The organism is Streptomyces sp. NPDC006193, from assembly GCF_040613915.1.
Lineage (GTDB): Bacteria > Actinomycetota > Actinomycetes > Streptomycetales > Streptomycetaceae > Streptomyces.
Genome location: NZ_JBEXTB010000034.1, coordinates 1 through 15388, shown reverse-complemented (window position 1 = coordinate 15388; position 15388 = coordinate 1). Strand labels below are relative to the sequence as shown.

General features: G+C 72.6%; 14 protein-coding genes. 7 read left to right on the top strand and 7 right to left on the bottom strand.

The genetic code is table 11. The features are described from left to right. Positions 1 to 84: 84 nt before the first annotated feature. Positions 85 to 1746, bottom strand: a complete 1662-nt coding sequence (cdgB, locus tag ABZ261_RS25170) for a diguanylate cyclase CdgB (RefSeq protein WP_356862839.1) — start codon at positions 1744 to 1746, stop codon at positions 85 to 87. A gap of 353 nt (positions 1747 to 2099) precedes the next feature. Between cdgB and ABZ261_RS25165 the strand changes: the two genes are divergently transcribed. Then, the gene (locus ABZ261_RS25165; RefSeq protein WP_356862935.1) at positions 2100 to 2669 is read left to right on the top strand and encodes a flavin reductase family protein; all 570 of its coding nucleotides are present in this window, start codon (positions 2100 to 2102) and stop codon (positions 2667 to 2669) included. 201 nt (positions 2670 to 2870) lie between these two features. On the opposite strand, the gene arfB is transcribed toward ABZ261_RS25165, so the two are convergent. Then, entirely contained in the window at positions 2871 to 3308 is a 438-nt protein-coding gene (gene arfB, locus ABZ261_RS25160) for an alternative ribosome rescue aminoacyl-tRNA hydrolase ArfB (protein WP_356862837.1), read from the bottom strand. A 204-nt stretch (positions 3309 to 3512) separates the two neighbouring features. On the opposite strand from arfB, the gene ABZ261_RS25155 reads away from it, so the two are divergent. Next, positions 3513 to 4088 (top strand): TerD family protein, encoded by a 576-nt coding sequence (locus ABZ261_RS25155; RefSeq protein ID WP_356862835.1) that lies wholly within the window; start codon positions 3513 to 3515, stop codon positions 4086 to 4088. A 494-nt stretch (positions 4089 to 4582) separates the two neighbouring features. Here the strand turns inward: ABZ261_RS25155 and ABZ261_RS25150 are convergent, their stop codons facing one another. Beyond that, entirely contained in the window at positions 4583 to 5971 is a 1389-nt protein-coding gene (locus ABZ261_RS25150) for a M1 family metallopeptidase (RefSeq protein ID WP_356862833.1), read from the bottom strand. A 542-nt stretch (positions 5972 to 6513) separates the two neighbouring features. Here ABZ261_RS25150 and ABZ261_RS25145 point away from each other — a divergent pair. After that, complete coding sequence (locus tag ABZ261_RS25145; protein WP_356862832.1) at positions 6514 to 7014, top strand: hypothetical protein; 501 nt, start codon at positions 6514 to 6516, stop codon at positions 7012 to 7014. 13 nt (positions 7015 to 7027) lie between these two features. On the opposite strand, the gene ABZ261_RS25140 is transcribed toward ABZ261_RS25145, so the two are convergent. Continuing rightward, positions 7028 to 7720, bottom strand: a complete 693-nt coding sequence (locus tag ABZ261_RS25140; protein WP_356862830.1) for a pentapeptide repeat-containing protein — start codon at positions 7718 to 7720, stop codon at positions 7028 to 7030. A 175-nt stretch (positions 7721 to 7895) separates the two neighbouring features. Here ABZ261_RS25140 and ABZ261_RS25135 point away from each other — a divergent pair, with 175 nt between their 5' ends. Both ABZ261_RS25135 and ABZ261_RS25130 read left to right on the top strand, forming a co-directional pair. Further along, positions 7896 to 9056, top strand: coding sequence for an FAD-dependent oxidoreductase (locus tag ABZ261_RS25135; RefSeq protein ID WP_356862828.1), 1161 nt, complete (start codon positions 7896 to 7898; stop codon positions 9054 to 9056). A 56-nt stretch (positions 9057 to 9112) separates the two neighbouring features. Next, entirely contained in the window at positions 9113 to 10084 is a 972-nt protein-coding gene (locus tag ABZ261_RS25130; RefSeq protein WP_356862827.1) for a zinc-binding dehydrogenase, read from the top strand. Positions 10085 to 10459: 375 nt separating this feature from the next. Here the strand turns inward: ABZ261_RS25130 and ABZ261_RS25125 are convergent, their stop codons facing one another. The 3 genes from ABZ261_RS25125 to ABZ261_RS25115 form a co-directional block, all read right to left on the bottom strand. After that, positions 10460 to 11866: an FAD-dependent oxidoreductase gene (locus tag ABZ261_RS25125; protein WP_356862825.1), complete on the bottom strand. Its 1407-nt coding sequence runs from the start codon at positions 11864 to 11866 to the stop codon at positions 10460 to 10462. Positions 11867 to 11876: 10 nt separating this feature from the next. Next, positions 11877 to 12530, bottom strand: coding sequence for a rhomboid-like protein (locus ABZ261_RS25120; protein ID WP_356862823.1), 654 nt, complete (start codon positions 12528 to 12530; stop codon positions 11877 to 11879). A 120-nt stretch (positions 12531 to 12650) separates the two neighbouring features. Then, positions 12651 to 12953 carry a hypothetical protein gene (locus ABZ261_RS25115; protein WP_356862822.1) on the bottom strand — a complete coding sequence of 101 codons (303 nt, stop codon included), beginning with the start codon at positions 12951 to 12953 and terminating at the stop codon, positions 12651 to 12653. 536 nt (positions 12954 to 13489) lie between these two features. Here ABZ261_RS25115 and ABZ261_RS25110 point away from each other — a divergent pair. Then, entirely contained in the window at positions 13490 to 13759 is a 270-nt protein-coding gene (locus tag ABZ261_RS25110) for a barstar family protein (RefSeq protein ID WP_356862820.1), read from the top strand. Positions 13760 to 14005: 246 nt separating this feature from the next. Further along, entirely contained in the window at positions 14006 to 15247 is a 1242-nt protein-coding gene (locus ABZ261_RS25105) for an ATP-binding protein (protein ID WP_356862819.1), read from the top strand. The last annotated feature ends 141 nt before the right edge of the window (positions 15248 to 15388 follow it).

The window sequence follows — 15388 nt, the reverse complement described above, 5'->3', positions numbered from 1 at the left end:
GAAGGGGTGTTGGAGTAGCGAGCCTACCCGCTTCAACTCCCCCGATCGGGTGACCCGAACCGCTTCAGCGAACTGACCTGCGGCTCATCCGGCGCGACGATGCTGTTTGGGACGAGATCGTTTCTCTACGTACATCCGCTCGTCGGCGGACTTCAGCACCTCGTCCGCCGTCATGCCGCAGTGCGCCCAGCCGATGCCGAAGCTCGCGCCCACCCGGACGGCCCGTCCCTCGGCGCGGATCGGCTGGATGATCTCGTTGCGCAGCCGCACGGCGAGGTCCTGGGCGTCGGCCCGGCCGAGGCCGTCGGCGAGGATGACGAACTCGTCGCCGCCGAGCCGGGCGACCGTGTCGCCGTCGCGGACGCCGTTGCTCAGCCGCCGGGCGACCTCGATGAGGACCGCGTCGCCCGCGTTGTGCCCGAAGCGGTCGTTGATCGACTTGAAGCCGTCGAGGTCGCAGAAGAGGACGGCGAGGCCCTTGGCGCCGTCGTCGCGGGCGTCCTCGGGGGCGACGGTGTGCACATGGTGGTCGTAGCCGTCGTACGCCTCCGCGCCCGGCGCGAAGTCGAAGCCGTGGCCGGCCGGCGGGTCGAAGGCCGTCTGGGGCAGGCCGTAGGCGGCGTCCAGGGAGTCCGCGGCGCCGGCGTGGGCCGGCCGCTGGCAGAGCCGGGCCGACAGGCGCGAGCGGAGTTCGGCGGAGTTCGGCAGGCCGGTCAGCGAGTCGTGGGAGGCGCGGTGGGCGAGCTGCAGCTCCCGGCGCTTGCGCTCCTCTATGTCCTCGACGTGGGTGAGCAGGAAGCGGGGGCCGTCGGCGGCGTCCGCGACGACGCTGTTGCGCAGGGACACCCACACATAGGTGCCGTCGCGGCGGGCGAGCCGCAGCTCCGCGCGGCCCCCTTCCGCGGAGGTGCGCAGCAGGGTGCCTATGTCCTCGGGGTGGACGAGGTCGGCGAAGGAGTAGCGGCGCATCGCGGAGGCGGGGCGGCCGAGCAGCCGGCACAGGGCGTCGTTGGTGCGCAGGATGCGGCCGTGCTGGTCGCCGCCCATCTCGGCGATGGCCATGCCGGAGGGTGCGTACTCGAACGCCTGACGGAAGGATTCCTCACTGGCCCGCAACGCCTGTTGCTCACGCTCCAGGCGGACCAGGGCGCGCTGCATGTTGGCCCGCAGACGGGCGTTGCTGATCGCGATGGCGGCCTGGAAGGCGTACATCTGCAGGGCCTCGCGGCCCCAGGCGCCGGGGCGGCGGCCGTTGCGCGGGCGGTCGACGGATATGACGCCGAGCAGTTCGCCGGAGGAGCCGCCCGGCACGCCGGGGGTGTACATGGGCGCGAAGAGCCGGTCGGCGGGGTGCCACTCGTCCTCGAAGCGCGGTGCGGGCCCGTCCGTGTACCACTGGGGCACGTCGTCGTCGTCGAGGACCCAGCCCTCGGTGTGCGGTATGAAGACGAGGTCGCCCCAGCGTTCGCCCATGGCGAGCCGCTTGTCCCAGGACTCCCGGGAGCCGACGCGGCCGGTGATCAGGGCCTCGGCGGCGGCGTTTCCGGAGAACGCGGCGACGACGAGGTCGCCGTCGGGGCGGACGAGGTTGACGGCCGCCATCTCGTACCCGAGGGCGTCCACGGCCCCGTCGGCGACGGTCTGCAGTGTGTCCGCCAGGCTGCGCGCCGTGTTGATGTCGGCCATGACCTGGTGCAGCTGCCGCAGGGACGCAAGGCGGACGTACGGCTCCGACTCGGTCTCCATGCTCGCCCTCCCCCCGAGACCTCGCAGCGAATCAAGGGTTGTCTTCGGCGCTTCTCTACGGTGGCTCTTACGGTGTTTCGACGGCGCTCTCACGACGTACCGCCACTGAATCACAGCGCGCTGCCCACTCGGTACACAGGGTCAACAATTATTGCCCCTTGTGACTCAAGTCACACAGAAACGTGAACAATTGAGTGGAGTTTCTGCGTTTGGCTGTGCGTTTACTGAACGCAAGGTTTGTGCGCGTGTTCACATGATGCACACATGCGGTGCTCCGCTGCTGGACCTAGGACCCGGCTCGGGCGGAGGGCCGATGCGGCCCGCGCGGCCCGGAGACTAGCGTTTGACCTGTGCTGAAGACTGTCTCGCCCATCATCCCCCTGCCCCACGGGCATGCTGAGGGGGTGAGCAACGACGAGTTCCGGGCCGCGATGTCCCGGCTGGCCTCCGGCGTGGTCCTGGTCACCGCGCAGGAGCCGTCCCTGGACCCGGACGACCCCGGCGCACCGGACGCCGAGGACGTCGGCATGACCGCCACCGCCTTCATGTCGGTCTCCCTCGACCCGCCGCTGGTCCTGGTCAGCCTCCGCGCCGGCTCGCGCATGGACGACCTGCTCGCCGAGCAGCCGCTGTGGGCGGTGTCCGTCCTCGCCGAGAGCCAGCGGCACATCGCCGGCCGCTTCGCGATGAGGGGCCGCATCAGCGACCGCCTGCTCTTCGAGGACATCCCCTACGTCCGCGGCAAGGCCACCGGCGCCCCGCTGGCCGGGGGCGCGCTGGCCACCCTGGAGTGCCGTACCGAGCAGCGGGTGCCTGCCGGCGACCACACGCTCGTCATCGGCCGCGTCCTGACCGCCGACGTGCCCAGCGCGGAGGGCGGTCCGCTGATGTACTTCCGCAGCAGGTACCGGCAGTTGCGGTGAGCCGCCCCCGGCAATCCGCCGGCCGTGCCGGAACGGAACCCGCGAGATGCACTCGCCCGGCATCCGGGGCCGGACGGCCCCGAGGAGTCCTGCCTGCGGCTGGGCTTCCGCCGAGACCGTGAGACGAGCGGGGGCAGACGGCGGCCGTGCCGCCCCCGCGACGCGGGGACGCCGGGGTGATCCGGGCGACGGGGCCTCGGCCTAACCCCAGTCCCGCCCCGAGCGGCCGCGCTTCGTCTCGGCCCGCTGCTTCTTCTCCCGCAGCCGGCGTTCATCGATGCCCCGCGGGACACGGGTCGGCCTGCGGGGCTTCGGCGGCGGCGCGGTGGCCTCCGCCAGGAGCGCGGCGAGGCGCACGGCGGCGGCCTCGCGGTTGCGCCACTGGGAGCGGTGCTCGGAGGCCCGTACGGTCACCACGCCGTCGGCGAGCCGGCCGGCCAGCCGCTCCAGCGCCCGCTCCTTCCACACCGCGGGCAGCGCCTCGGTGCGGGCCAGGTCGAAGCGCAGCTCCACCTGTGTGTCGCTGGTGTTGACGTGCTGTCCGCCGGGCCCGGACGACCTGGAGAAACGCCACGTCAGCTCGGCCTCGGGGAGCGAGACCGAGCCGCGGATGAAGTAGGGCCCGGACATGCGTCCCATGTTCCCGGTCCGGCCCGCCCCACGTCACCCGGATTTCCGGCACGGATCCCGGCACGGATTCCGGCATGCGGGTAAAAAAGGTAAAGGGATCCGGAACCACCGGGAGCCCCCTCGACGTTCTTCCCGGTGACGGTAGCTTCGTCGGCACAGACGTGCACGCACGTGCACGGACAACGCACGGGTATCTAGGAAGGGACTCCCAACATGGCTGTAAGCCTGTCCAAGGGTGGCAACGTCTCGCTCACCAAGGAGGCTCCGGGCCTGACCGCCGTCACCGTGGGCCTCGGCTGGGACGTCCGCACCACCACCGGCACGGATTTCGACCTGGACGCCTCCGCCATCGCGGTCAACCCGCAGGGCAGGGTCTACTCGGACGCCCACTTCGTCTTCTTCAACAACAAGCAGACCCCGGACAGCTCCATCGTCCACACGGGCGACAACCGCACGGGCGAGGGCGCCGGCGACGACGAGGCGATCAACATCAACCTGGCCGCGCTCCCGGCCGACGTCGAGAAGGTCGTCTTCCCGGTCTCCATCTACGACGCCGAGAACCGCGGCCAGAACTTCGGCCAGGTCCGCAACGCCTACATCCGCATCGTCAACCAGGCCGGCGGCGCCGAGATCGCGCGCTACGACCTGTCCGAGGACGCGGCCACCGAGACGGCCATGATCTTCGGTGAGCTGTACCGCAACGGGGCGGAGTGGAAGTTCCGCGCCGTGGGCCAGGGTTACGCCTCGGGCCTGGTGGGCATCGCCCAGGACTTCGGCGTCAACGTCTGACGGCTTCCGCACGGCGGAGCCCCCGGATCCCGGCGTCCGTGCCGGGAGCCGGGGCTCCGGCGCCGCTGCCGGATACGGCGGCGCACACCGGAAAGCCGGGACTCCAGCGCCGCTGCCGGATACGGCGGCGCACACCGGGAAGCCGGGGCTCCAGCGCGGCTGCCGGATACGGCGGCGCACACCGGAGAGCGGGGCTCCAGCGCGGCTGCCGGATACGGCGGCGCACACCGGGAAGCCGGGGCTCCAGCGCGGCTGCCGGAACGGCGTCGCGCACCCGGGGCGCCGGACACCCTGAGGCCGGCCCGGCACCGCGTCAGGTCGCCCGGGTGCTCCTCGGACCCGCGTCCCGGCCGTGCCGGGCGCCGGGGTGCGCACGGCCCGCGCCGAGGACGGTGGGACCGCCCTCGGCCGCGAGGTGACCGGCCACCGCCGCGACCGATCCCCGGCCCGCCGCCGCGCGAGCCGCCGCGCCGGGTGCGGTGTCCCGCGCCGCGTCACGGGCGGTGCGGCTTGCCGTCGCCGTACAGCCAGTCCTTCCAGATCCCGGTGAAGTCCTCGTCCGGGGCCTGCCTCTCCACGAACGCGGTGAAGTCCGCGGTGCTCGCGGTGCCGTGGCGGTGCGCGGCGGCCCAGCCCTGGACGATGTCGTAGAAGGCGTCGTCGCCGACCGTCTGCCGGATCCGGTGCAGCACCATCGCGCCGCGCTGGTAGACGGGGCTGTCAGAGATGTGCGCGGCCCCGGACGGCTTCGCCGGCGGGAAGGCCCAGAGCGCCTCGTGGTCGCCCTCGTACAGGCGGGTGAAGGTCTCCTCGGCGCTTCGGCCGCCGTGGTCCTCCTCGTAGAGCCACTCCGCGTAGGTGGCGAAGCTCTCGTTGAGCCACATGTCCCGCCAGGAGGCCGGGGTGACCGAGTCGCCGAACCACTGGTGGGCGAGTTCGTGCACCAGGGTCGCGGTGTCGAGCTGGTCGGCGGGGACGACGGGCCGGGTCTGGGTCTCCAGGGCGTAGCCGGCGTCGCCCGGGCGGTCGACGACGACCCCGGCGGAGGAGAACGGGTACGGCCCGAAGTTGTACTCCTCCCAGTCGAGGATTGCGGGGATCTTCGCCAGCACCGCGGCGCTCGCCTTCGCCTGGGTGGGGTCGACGGCGGTGACGACGGGCAGGCCGTGCGGGCCGCTGGCGCGGGTGACGGTGTAGTGGCCCACGGCGACGGTGGCGAGGTAGCTCGCCATGGGCTGGGCGCTGTGCCAGTGGTAGGCCGTCCGGCCGCCCTCGGTGGTCCGGTCCACCAACTCGCCGTTGGAGACGGCCTGCAGGCCCTCCGGGACGGTGACGGTGATGTCGTAGGCCGCCTTGTCGGAGGGGTGGTGGTTGCCGGGGAACCAGGCCATCGAGCCGACCGGTTCGCCGAGCGCGAGGGCGCCGTCGGCGGTGGGCAGCCAGCCCTCCTCGGCGCCGTCGGGGTCGGTGAGGGTGCGCGGGACGCCCGAGTAGCGGACGGTCGTGCGGAAGGTCTCGCCCTTGCCGAGGTGGTCGGCCGGGCGGACGGTGAGTTCCCGGCCGCTGCGGCTCCAGCGGGCGTCCTCGCCCTCGACGGTGACGGAGTCGACGTGCAGCCCGGCGAGGTCGAGGTCGAACGCGGACAGGTCCTGGGTGGCCCGGGCGGTGAGGACGGCCGTGCCGGTGAGGCGGCGGGAGGCCGGGGTGTAGTCGAGGGCGAGGGCGTAATGGCCGACGTCGTAGCCGCCGTTGCCGGCCTTCGGGAAGTACGGGTCGCGTACGCCCGGTCCGCCCGGTGTGCCCCGCACCCCGCCGCCGCAGCCGGCGCCGGCGAGGGCGAGCAGGGCGACGACGGCCGGGACAAGGCGCACGGATCTGGACATGTCAGTGATCTTAGGCACGCGGACCGCACCGCAGGGGGCTTCGTGCCGGCGGAACCGCCGTCGGGCCGGTGCGCACCGCGAGTTCGGCGAGCGGACCGGTGCGGGCCTGACCACCGGGCGTCCGGCCCGTATCGCGCGGGCAGCGGCGCCGGCTGGGCCGGATTCGGCGCTGACGGCGGGGAGTTCAGCGGTCGCGCCCGCACGATGGCCGACGGCCGACCGCACGGGCGAACCGCGCACCGCGCACCGCGCAACGGATGGGCACCCCCCGGCAGAGACACCGGTAGGCCGGGCGGACCGCGAAAGGGCCGGCGGACCGCCACGGCGGACCCGCACACCGCAGGACGGGCCCGAGGCACCGCCCGAGGAGCGGACGGGCCGCCCGAGGAGCGGACGGGCCGCCCCGGCGAACCCGCACACCGCGCGGCGGATCGGGCGCACCGCCGAAGAGACCGGGCGGCACCCGAGAGGAGATCGGGCAGCCCCCGGGGGACCGTGTACCGGCGGAGGGGGCGGTGGGGCGGCGTGACACCATCTGCTGCGTGCTCGACATCGGCTACGCCCTCTCCAACCGGTTCCCGGACCCGCCGCAGACCGACTACCGCCGTGCGGACGTCCACGCGCTGCGGCACGACCTGTTCTGCGGGGACGTCTACCTCGCGGACACCGAGACCGACCGGGAACTGTCCACAGCCTGGGGATGGGTGCCGGTGCTGGACTTCGCCTGGGCGCTGTGCGACATCGTGGAGCGGCTGGACCGGGACCCCCTGGGCTCCCGCGCCGCCCGGCCGCAACGGGCGGAGCTGGACTTCACCGAGTCCACCGACCGCATGCTCTTCGAGCGCCGCTTCGGCTGGGTCGACATCACCTCCGACTGGACCCCCGCCGAGGAGCCCCCGCTCACCTTCTCCCACACCGAACTGCGGCGGGAGGCCCGCGACTTCCTGCACGACCTGATCGCGGACCTCACCGACCTCCACGAGGACCTGGCCGAGAACCCGGCCGTGTGGACCCTGCAGGCCCGCTTCCCGCGGATGCCCTAGGGCCCGTCGACGGTCACCCCTCCACCCGCAGTCCCAGCTCGGCCGCCAGCACCGGGGCCAGGTCCAGGAGCTGGCCCGTCGTGACGACCGCTCCGGACAGGCGGTCCAGACCGCGGGCGATCTCCAGGGGAGCGGCGCCCCGCATATCCACGTCCCTCAGGGTCGCCCTGCCGAAGTCGGCGCCTCTCAGGGCGCAGTCGGCGAACTCCACCCGCTCCAGGCTCGCGCCCGCGAAGTCCGGCTCGACCAGGACGCACGACTCGAAGACGACGTCCCTGAGCCGGGCCCCGCGCAGATTCAGGTAGTCGATTTTGCCGCCCCGGACGACGACCCGCTCCAGCACGGCGCCGTGCATCTGCGTGCCGCCCAGCCGCGGGTCGACCAGTTCGACGTCGCGGAACGTGGACCCGGCGAGCTCGGTGCCGACCCCCCGCAGCCCGGTCAGCACCGAGTCCAGCACCCGGGCCCGGCCCAGCGCCGTCTCGTCCACCGCGCACCCCGTCAGCGCGCAGTCCATGAACCGGGCGCCGGCGCCGTCCTGTCCGGCCAGGTCCCGCTCCCGGAACTCCAGCCCGTCGTAGTCCCCGTCCGGCTCCAGCTCCCGCTCCGCCCACGGCCGCAGCGGCGGCAGCCGCACCTGAGGCCGCCGCGCGCCCGTCACCGCTGCCCGGCCCGCCGGCCGGCTTCCCGTCGCTCGCCTCACCATGCGCCCATGCTGCACCCCGCCACCGACAAACCCCGCCCCGGGCCGGAGGGCGTGGCGGCTCCGGCCCGGTGCGGAGGGCGTGGCGGCGCCGGCCCGCGCGTGCCCGGCGATGTCACGTTCGCGGCGGCCGGACCGTCGTAACGACGGAGCAGGCGCGACGACCCAGGGAGACCCCATGCACCGCATCACCGTCATCGGCGGAGGCCTCGCCGGACTGACCGCAGCGATCACCGCCGCCGAGGCGGGCGCCAGGGTCACCGTGCACGAGGCCCACCACAGCCTGGGCGGCCGCGCCCGGACGGCCGGGGGACCGTACCGGACCAACGAGGGCCCGCACGCCTTCTACGCGGGCGGCCCCCACTGGACCTGGCTCCGCCGGCGCGACCTGATCGGCCCGCTCGCTCCCCTGCCGCCGCTGGAGGCCGCCCGGCTGCGGCTGCACCACCGCGGCGCCCTGCGCCGCACCCCGCCCTTCGCGCTGCTGAGACTGCTGCGGCCGAGGACCGGCCCGGCCCCCGTCGACACCGACTTCCGCACCTGGGCGACCGGAATCGCCGGCGAGGAAGGCGCCCGGGCCGCCGCCGCGTACACCGCCGTGGCCCTCTTCCACCACGACCCCGGCAGCCTGTCCGCCGCCTTCGTGCAGGAACGGCTGCGCCGGGCCACCGCGCTGCCGCCGGAGGCGCACTACCCGCGCGGCGGCTGGGGCGCGGTCATCGACCGGATGGCCGCCCGGGCGTGGAACATGGGCGTGCGGATCGAGACGGAGTCCCGGGTGGACGAGCTGCCGGGCGACCGTCCGGTCGTCGTCGCCACCTCCCTGCCCGCCGCCCGGCGGCTGCTGCGCGACGACACCCTGGCCTGGCCGAGCGGCCGTACCGTCCTGCTCGACCTCGCCGTGCGCACCCGGCGCGGGGACCCCTTCGCCGTCTCCGACCTGGACGCGCCCGGCTGGATCGAGCGGTTCACCGCTCAGGACCCCTCCCTCGCCCCGGCCGGCGAGCAACTGCTGCAGGGCCAGTTCCCGATCGGGCCCGGCGAGAGCCGGGCCGACGGTCTCGCCCGCGCCGCGCACCTGCTCGACCTGGGGTTCCGGGGCTGGCGGGAGCGGGTGACCTGGCGGCGGGAGGCCGTGGCGGACGGCCGCACGGGCGCCGTGGACCCGCCGGGCAGCAGCTGGCGGGACCGGCCGGCCGTGGACCGCGGCGACGGCGTCTACCTCGCGGGCGACCAGGTGGCGGCGCCGGGCGTGCTCTCGGAGGTGTCCTTCAACAGCGCGATCACCGCGGTGTCCCTGATCCTCGGCCGGCCCGCCCTTGACCTCAAGCGCGCTTGAGGTCGGAGGGTGGGGCGCGCGAACCGTCGCACCACCGCCTCACCCGGGGGAGTCCCATGCACGCCGTCCGCCTGTACGCCTTCGGTCCGGCCGAGAACCTGATCTACGAGGAGACCGCCGACCCCGTCCCGGCCCCCGGCCAGGTGCGCGTCGCCGTCGCCGCCGCCGGTGTGCACCTGCTGGACACCGCCCTGCGCGAGGGGCACCGGGGCCCCCTGCCCGCGCTTCCCGAACTGCCGACCGTGCCCGGCCGGGAGGTCGCGGGCGTCGTCGACGCGGTCGGCGACGGCGTGGACGCGGCGTGGCTCGGCAAGCGGGTGGTGGCCCATCTGGGCTTCGCGCCCGGCGGGTACGCCGAACTCGCCGTCACCGACGCCGAACGCCTGCACGAACTGCCGGAGAGCCTGGACTTCGCCGCGGCCGTCGCCATGATCGGCACCGGTCGCACCGCGCTCGGCATCGTGCAGTTCGCCGAACCGGGACCGGACGACGTGGTCGTCGTGCCGGCCGCCGCGGGCGGCATCGGCACGCTGCTCGTGCAGTACTCCCGGAACGCCGGCGCGACCGTGATCGGCCTGGCGGGCGGCCCGGAGAAGACCGCCCGCGTCCGGGCCGAGGGCGCCGACCTCGCCGTCGACTACACCCGCCCGGACTGGCCCGCCGAGGTCCGCGCCCACCTCGGGGGCAGGCCCGCCACCCTCGTCTACGACGGCGTCGGCGCGGACGTCGCCCGGGAGGCCGTCGCCCTGCTCGGCCCCGGCGGCCGGCACCTGGTGTTCGGCTGGTCGGCGGAGGGCATCGCGGCGGGCGGGGGGCACTTCGTCGAGGGCGTCTCGCAGTCGGTGCTCGGCCCGGCGATGCTGGAGAGGGCCGGCGGCCTGCGCGCCCTGGAACTGCGCGCCCTCGCCGAGGCCGCCGCGGGCCGGCTCCGCCCGGCCGTCACCCGCTTCCCGCTGGCCCGGGCAGCCGCCGCCCACCGCGCCCTGGAGAGCCGCGGCACGGTCGGCAAGGTCGTCCTGGAGCCCTGACCGGCGCGCCGGCCGCCCGCCGGCCCGGTGCCGGACGTCGGCGGCCCGGCCCCCCGAGCCGGGCCGGCGCCCCGCCGGTGAGCCGGTGCACCGTCCACTCGTCCTGCGGCCGGGCACCCAGCGCCTCGCCTCGTAGAAGCCGCTCACCGGCCGGTTCCCGTTCGGCACCGCCCCCTCCGGCCCGCTCGTGGCCCCGCTGGCGCAGATCCGCGCCGGCTCGGCCGGTAGCGCCCGCCCGTGGAACGCCTTTCCCCGGGCGGCCGGTTCACGGACCAGCGCGTGGACGAGACGGACGTCGGCGGGGGCGGCGGCACGGATCAGGCCGCGCGGGTGACCGGCCGGGCGGGCGGCTGCGCGGGGCGCGGCGGCGGGAGGTCAGTGCCGCCCCGCGACCCGGTCCGCCGCCCTCGCCAGCCGGGAGGAGCGCGCGCCGGGGCGGAGGCGCTCGCGCCGGTCGGCGGCCCGGTAGGCGGCGTACAGGCCGTGCACGCCGAGCCAGCGGAAGGGCTCCGGCTCCCACTTGCGGACCTTGTGGTTCACCCAGGGCAGCTCGGTCAGCGTGGTGCGGCCGCCCTGTCCGGAGTCCTGCACGACCAGGTCGCGCAGCGTACGGGCGGCCAGGTTGGCGGTGGCGACACCGGACCCGACGTAGCCGCCCGCCCAGCCGAGGCCGGTGGCGCGGTCGAGGGTCACCGTCGCACACCAGTCACGGGGGACGCCGAGCACCCCGGACCAGGCGTGCGCGACCCGCACGCCCGCCAGGGACGGGAAGAAACGCGTGAGGATCTCCCGCAGGGCCGCCACGGTCGCCGCCTGGGTACGGCCGTCGTTGTCGGTGCGGGACCCGAAGCGGTACGGAACGCCGCGCCCCCCGAGCGCGATCCGGCCGTCGGCCGTGCGCTGGGCGTACATGTACGCGTGCGCCATGTCGCCGAGGGTCTCCCGGCCGTCCCAGCCGATCGCCGCCCACTGCTCCCCGGTCAGCGGCTCGGTGACGATCATCGAGGAGTTCATCGGCAGCCAGGTGCGCCGCTGGCCCTTGAGGGACGCGGTGAAGCCCTCGGTGCAGCGCAGGACGTAGGGGGCGCGGACGGTGCCGTACGGGGTGACGGCGTGCTTGGGGCGGACCTCCGTCACCGGCGTCGACTCGTGGACCGTCACGCCGAGCGCCTCCACCACGGCCGCGAGCCCCTTCACCAGCTTCACCGGATGCAGCCGGGCCCCGTGCGGGGTCCACGCCGAGCCGACCGCGCCCGCGACCCGGATCCGCCCGGCGGTCTCCCGGGCGCCGTACAGCTCGCGGTCCTGCTCGCCGTACGACAGCTCCCGCTCGTGGAACGCCTTCAGCCGCGCGAGCTGGGCCGGCGTGGTGGCCACCTCCAGGACGCCGCCCCGGTGCACGTCGGCGTCGATGCCCTCCGCCGCGGCGACCGCGACCACCTCGGCGACGGTGTCGTTCATCGCCCGCTGCAACCGGACGGCGGCGTCCCGGCCGTGCAGCCGTGCGTACCGGTCCCGGCCGGCGACCCCGTTGTAGAGCCAGCCGCCGTTGCGGCCGGACGCCCCGTACCCGCAGAACGCCTGCTCCAGCACGGTGATCCGCAGGAAGGGGGCCGCCTTCTTCAGGTAGTACGCCGTCCACAGGCCCGTGTATCCGCCGCCGACGATCACGACGTCGGCCGACGCGTCCCCCGGCAGCGGCTCCCGCACCGCGGGCAGACCGTCGTCCGCGTACCAGAAGGAGATCCCGCCGTTGACGACACCGCTCGCCGAGCTGTCCATGGCCGGGACGTTAACCCCTCCGACCGGCCAGTGTCTCCCTCGGATCCCATGCTGCTGCGCGGCCGGCGGCCAGCGGACGGCAGGCCAGCCCGATCAGCACCGACACGAAGTGGCCGAAGTCGGTGAAGGTCGGCCCGGCGGCCAGCGGAAGCCCGAACACCACCAGCACCGCCGCCAGGTACGCGTACCGCCAGGGCGCCGCGATCCGGTAGGTGAGCACCGCGATGACCCCGGCCAGCGCGTAGCTCACCCCGATGTCCAGCGTGTCGACCGCCGTGGGCGGCGCCGCGCCGTCCCGGATCGCCTCCGCCAGCACCGCCTCGCCGATCAGCGAGGCCAGCACGTGCGCCGACGCGCACACCGCCAGCCAGCGGGCCGTGCCCAGCCAGCGCTCCGCCGGCGCGTGGAACACCGTGTACAGGAAGGCGTACGGCGCCCAGTGCCCGCTCTCGATCCACATCGCGCTGGCCACCAGCACCCGCACCGGCGCGCGCGACAGCTCATGGAGGTTGGTCGACCGCTGCCGCAGGAAGTGCAGCTCGAACTCCGGCGGCATGTGGTGCAGGGCCACCGTGGTGACGAACAGGATGCCCAGCCACACGTACGTGCCGGGAGCGCTCCGGACGTACGCCGTCACCCCGCTCAGCCCCCGGCGCAGACCCATGAGCCGATTCACGCACGCCACCGCCGTCCGGCGCGTGACCGACATCCCGGCGAGACCCCGCCACGGTCAGCGTTGGTCGCCCTTATGCGCCCTCGGACGGCCCGGAAACGGCCCCGGGACCTAGGGCAGGGCGCCCCTTGCTGCCGCCCATGCCTGCTCGAACTCCTCGGCCGGGATGACAGCGGCGGTGAACTCGTCCTGCTCGTTGATCTCCTCGAGCGGAGGCACAGGCGCCTCTCCCAGCATGGTGCTCGGGCTCCACCGCGACTCGTCCGCCCAATCGAGCCGGCCATCACGGAAGACCTCGGCCTTGCGGACCTCGTACCGGTCCTCGCCGACCTCGCTGAAGATCTCCACCGGCTCATCGGGGAAGTCGTGATGCCAGATGACCTTGAGGTACCACACGATGTTGCCTGCCTCCACGTGTTTGCAGGTGGCTTGCGCGCTCTCCCCGTCGTTCCCTGCTGCTCGCCGCCTGACCCGGCATGCGGGGGGCGTCAGCAAGCAGGTGCAGCGGGTCGGCGGGGAGCTGTACGAAGACAGCCCCTGCCCCCGATCTGCCCGGCGGCGCTCCGCCGGCACCGGATGCGGCAGGCGGAGGCCGGTCGGCTCAAGGGGGTCGAGCTGTCCCCGTCCTCGTACGTAGGCCATCAGCCACAGGGACCGGCTGCTCAGGCGCCGTCTCGACCGTGAGTGACCGCCCCGGTCGGTGTCGGCCGTCGATGCCGGTACGCCCCGGACCGATCACCGGCCGGGGCGTTCTCGCTGTTCAGCGACAGAGCCCCCTGTCGGATTCGAACCGACGACCTTCGCTTTACAAGTTCGTTCTCCACCCGGTTGGGCTAGGGCCCACCTCGTGCACCGGTGCCGCACGCGGCTGCTGGTTGTCGCCGCCGTCCGCTGCCGTTGATGTCAGTCGTGGATGTCAGAACGCTGCGACCGCATGCAAGCATGTCGCCGTGATCACCATTGACGTCAGCGAGGTGACCGACGAGCGCGCCCTGCACCTGCTTCTGAAGCGGGAGCTGCGCTTCCCGGACTTCTACGGCATGAACTGGGCTGCCTTCTGGGACGCAATCACTGGCCTGGTCAGGATCCCGGACCATGTGCGCTTCCTTGGGTGGGAGCACCTGGCGGCCGGCGTTCCCCGCGGGGCCGCGATGCTTCGGCGGGCGCTCGGCAACTATCAAGCCACGTACCGCCCGGAGTTCGTCGCTGAGTATGCCTAGCATGAGCAATCTCCGGGCTTAGGCATGGCGTTACCAGTGTCGCAGATCATCTCCGGGCCCAGGCCAGAGCGGGGTGGGGGTGGTCACCCGCGGGTGCCGGCTGTCAGCGTTGGTCGGCCTCGGTCGGCCCAGGGACGGCCCACGAGGCTGCGCCGCCGATCGAGCCCGCTGCCCGCGGCACGCGATCGGTGCACATTTTGATCAGTTCATGGGACTAGCCGTTCAACAGCGATTAGTCTCACGGCCATGGCGACACCCGAAGAGATCGAAGCCCTCCTGCGCCAACCCGAGGGAGTAGATCTTGAGTTCAAGAATGCCAGAGTGCAGCCTCGCGTACTAGGCAGAATTATCGCCGCATTCGCCAATACGCGCGGTGGCACGATCATTGTTGGCATTGACGATCGACCTAATCCACCAGCGGGCAGGCTGACCGGCGTCGATCCGCGCGCATTTGAACGCCTCGTAGATTACACGCGCAGGCGGCTGGATCCCCAGCCAGAGATACGAGCCTTTTGCGTTACAGCTCAGGGTAAACAGTTCGGCATAATCCGCGTAGAAGCGTCCCAAAACGCGCCTGTATCCAGTGATGGCCAAGTGGCTATACGAGTGGGATCGAGCATTACGACGATACCCGCATCGAATCTTTCTCCTCATTCATCCAGCACCCCTGATTCGAATCGAATAGATCCCGAAGTTCGAGTGGCTTTGCGAAATCGACGCCGAGCGTTCCGGCGTCGCAACGTCCTGATTGTAGCGATCGCGGCCCTCGTCCTGCCTGGCGCGCTTTTTCTAGTCCGGTTCCTACAAGGAAAAGATCCTGCATCTATCACGCCTGGAGCAGCCCTACTAGGCTTTTCAATTCTTTTCGCCGGGCTAATGGTGGAACTCGTAGGGTGGAGGCCTGAGGACGAGGACGTCGCCCAAACGCGAGAGCGGGTGCGGCAGGCTGAAGTCGAACTGGAAGAGGAACTACGTTCCCCCCATGCCGATGCTTCGCAGTCACAAGCGGAGGATGAGGAGCAGGCACGCCTGACGCTTTCTGCCCTCTGGACAGTGACCCATCGCCGATTGGACCACTACCATGGCATTGCACTAGAACAAGCAGCCAAATCGTTCCGCAACGCCCAGATCGCCATGACTGTGGGCTTCATCTTGCTAGTTGCGTTCGCCGCAGTGGCCTTCTTCGCCAGCACGACAGCTGGCGCCGTCGTAGCTGGCGCACTCGGCGCAGTCTCCGCCGCTCTCGCCGGATATGTGAGCAGGACCTTCGTTAAATCACAGGAAACTGCTGCCGAGCATTTGCGCGCCTACTTTGATCAGCCACTTGAGTTCTCCCGCTATCTAGCTGCTGAACGTCTGATTTCTGACGCCCGTCTCGAAACACAGCAGCGAGCGGAAATCCTGAGTTCCTTGGTACAAGCGATGATCGCAGAGCCACCTTCGGATCGTGGCGCTCAGGATATTACGCAACCCGGCCAAGGCAGGTAGGCGCTGCAACCTCAGCTCCCCACTCACCTCAGCTCCCATCCCGTCTGCCGTCGACCCACACACCGTGGAGCGGGCGTGGTTCCTGGCGTCCAGGTGGAGCGCGCCACTGTACGAACGACCTGGACGCCAGGGGCCGCGTCT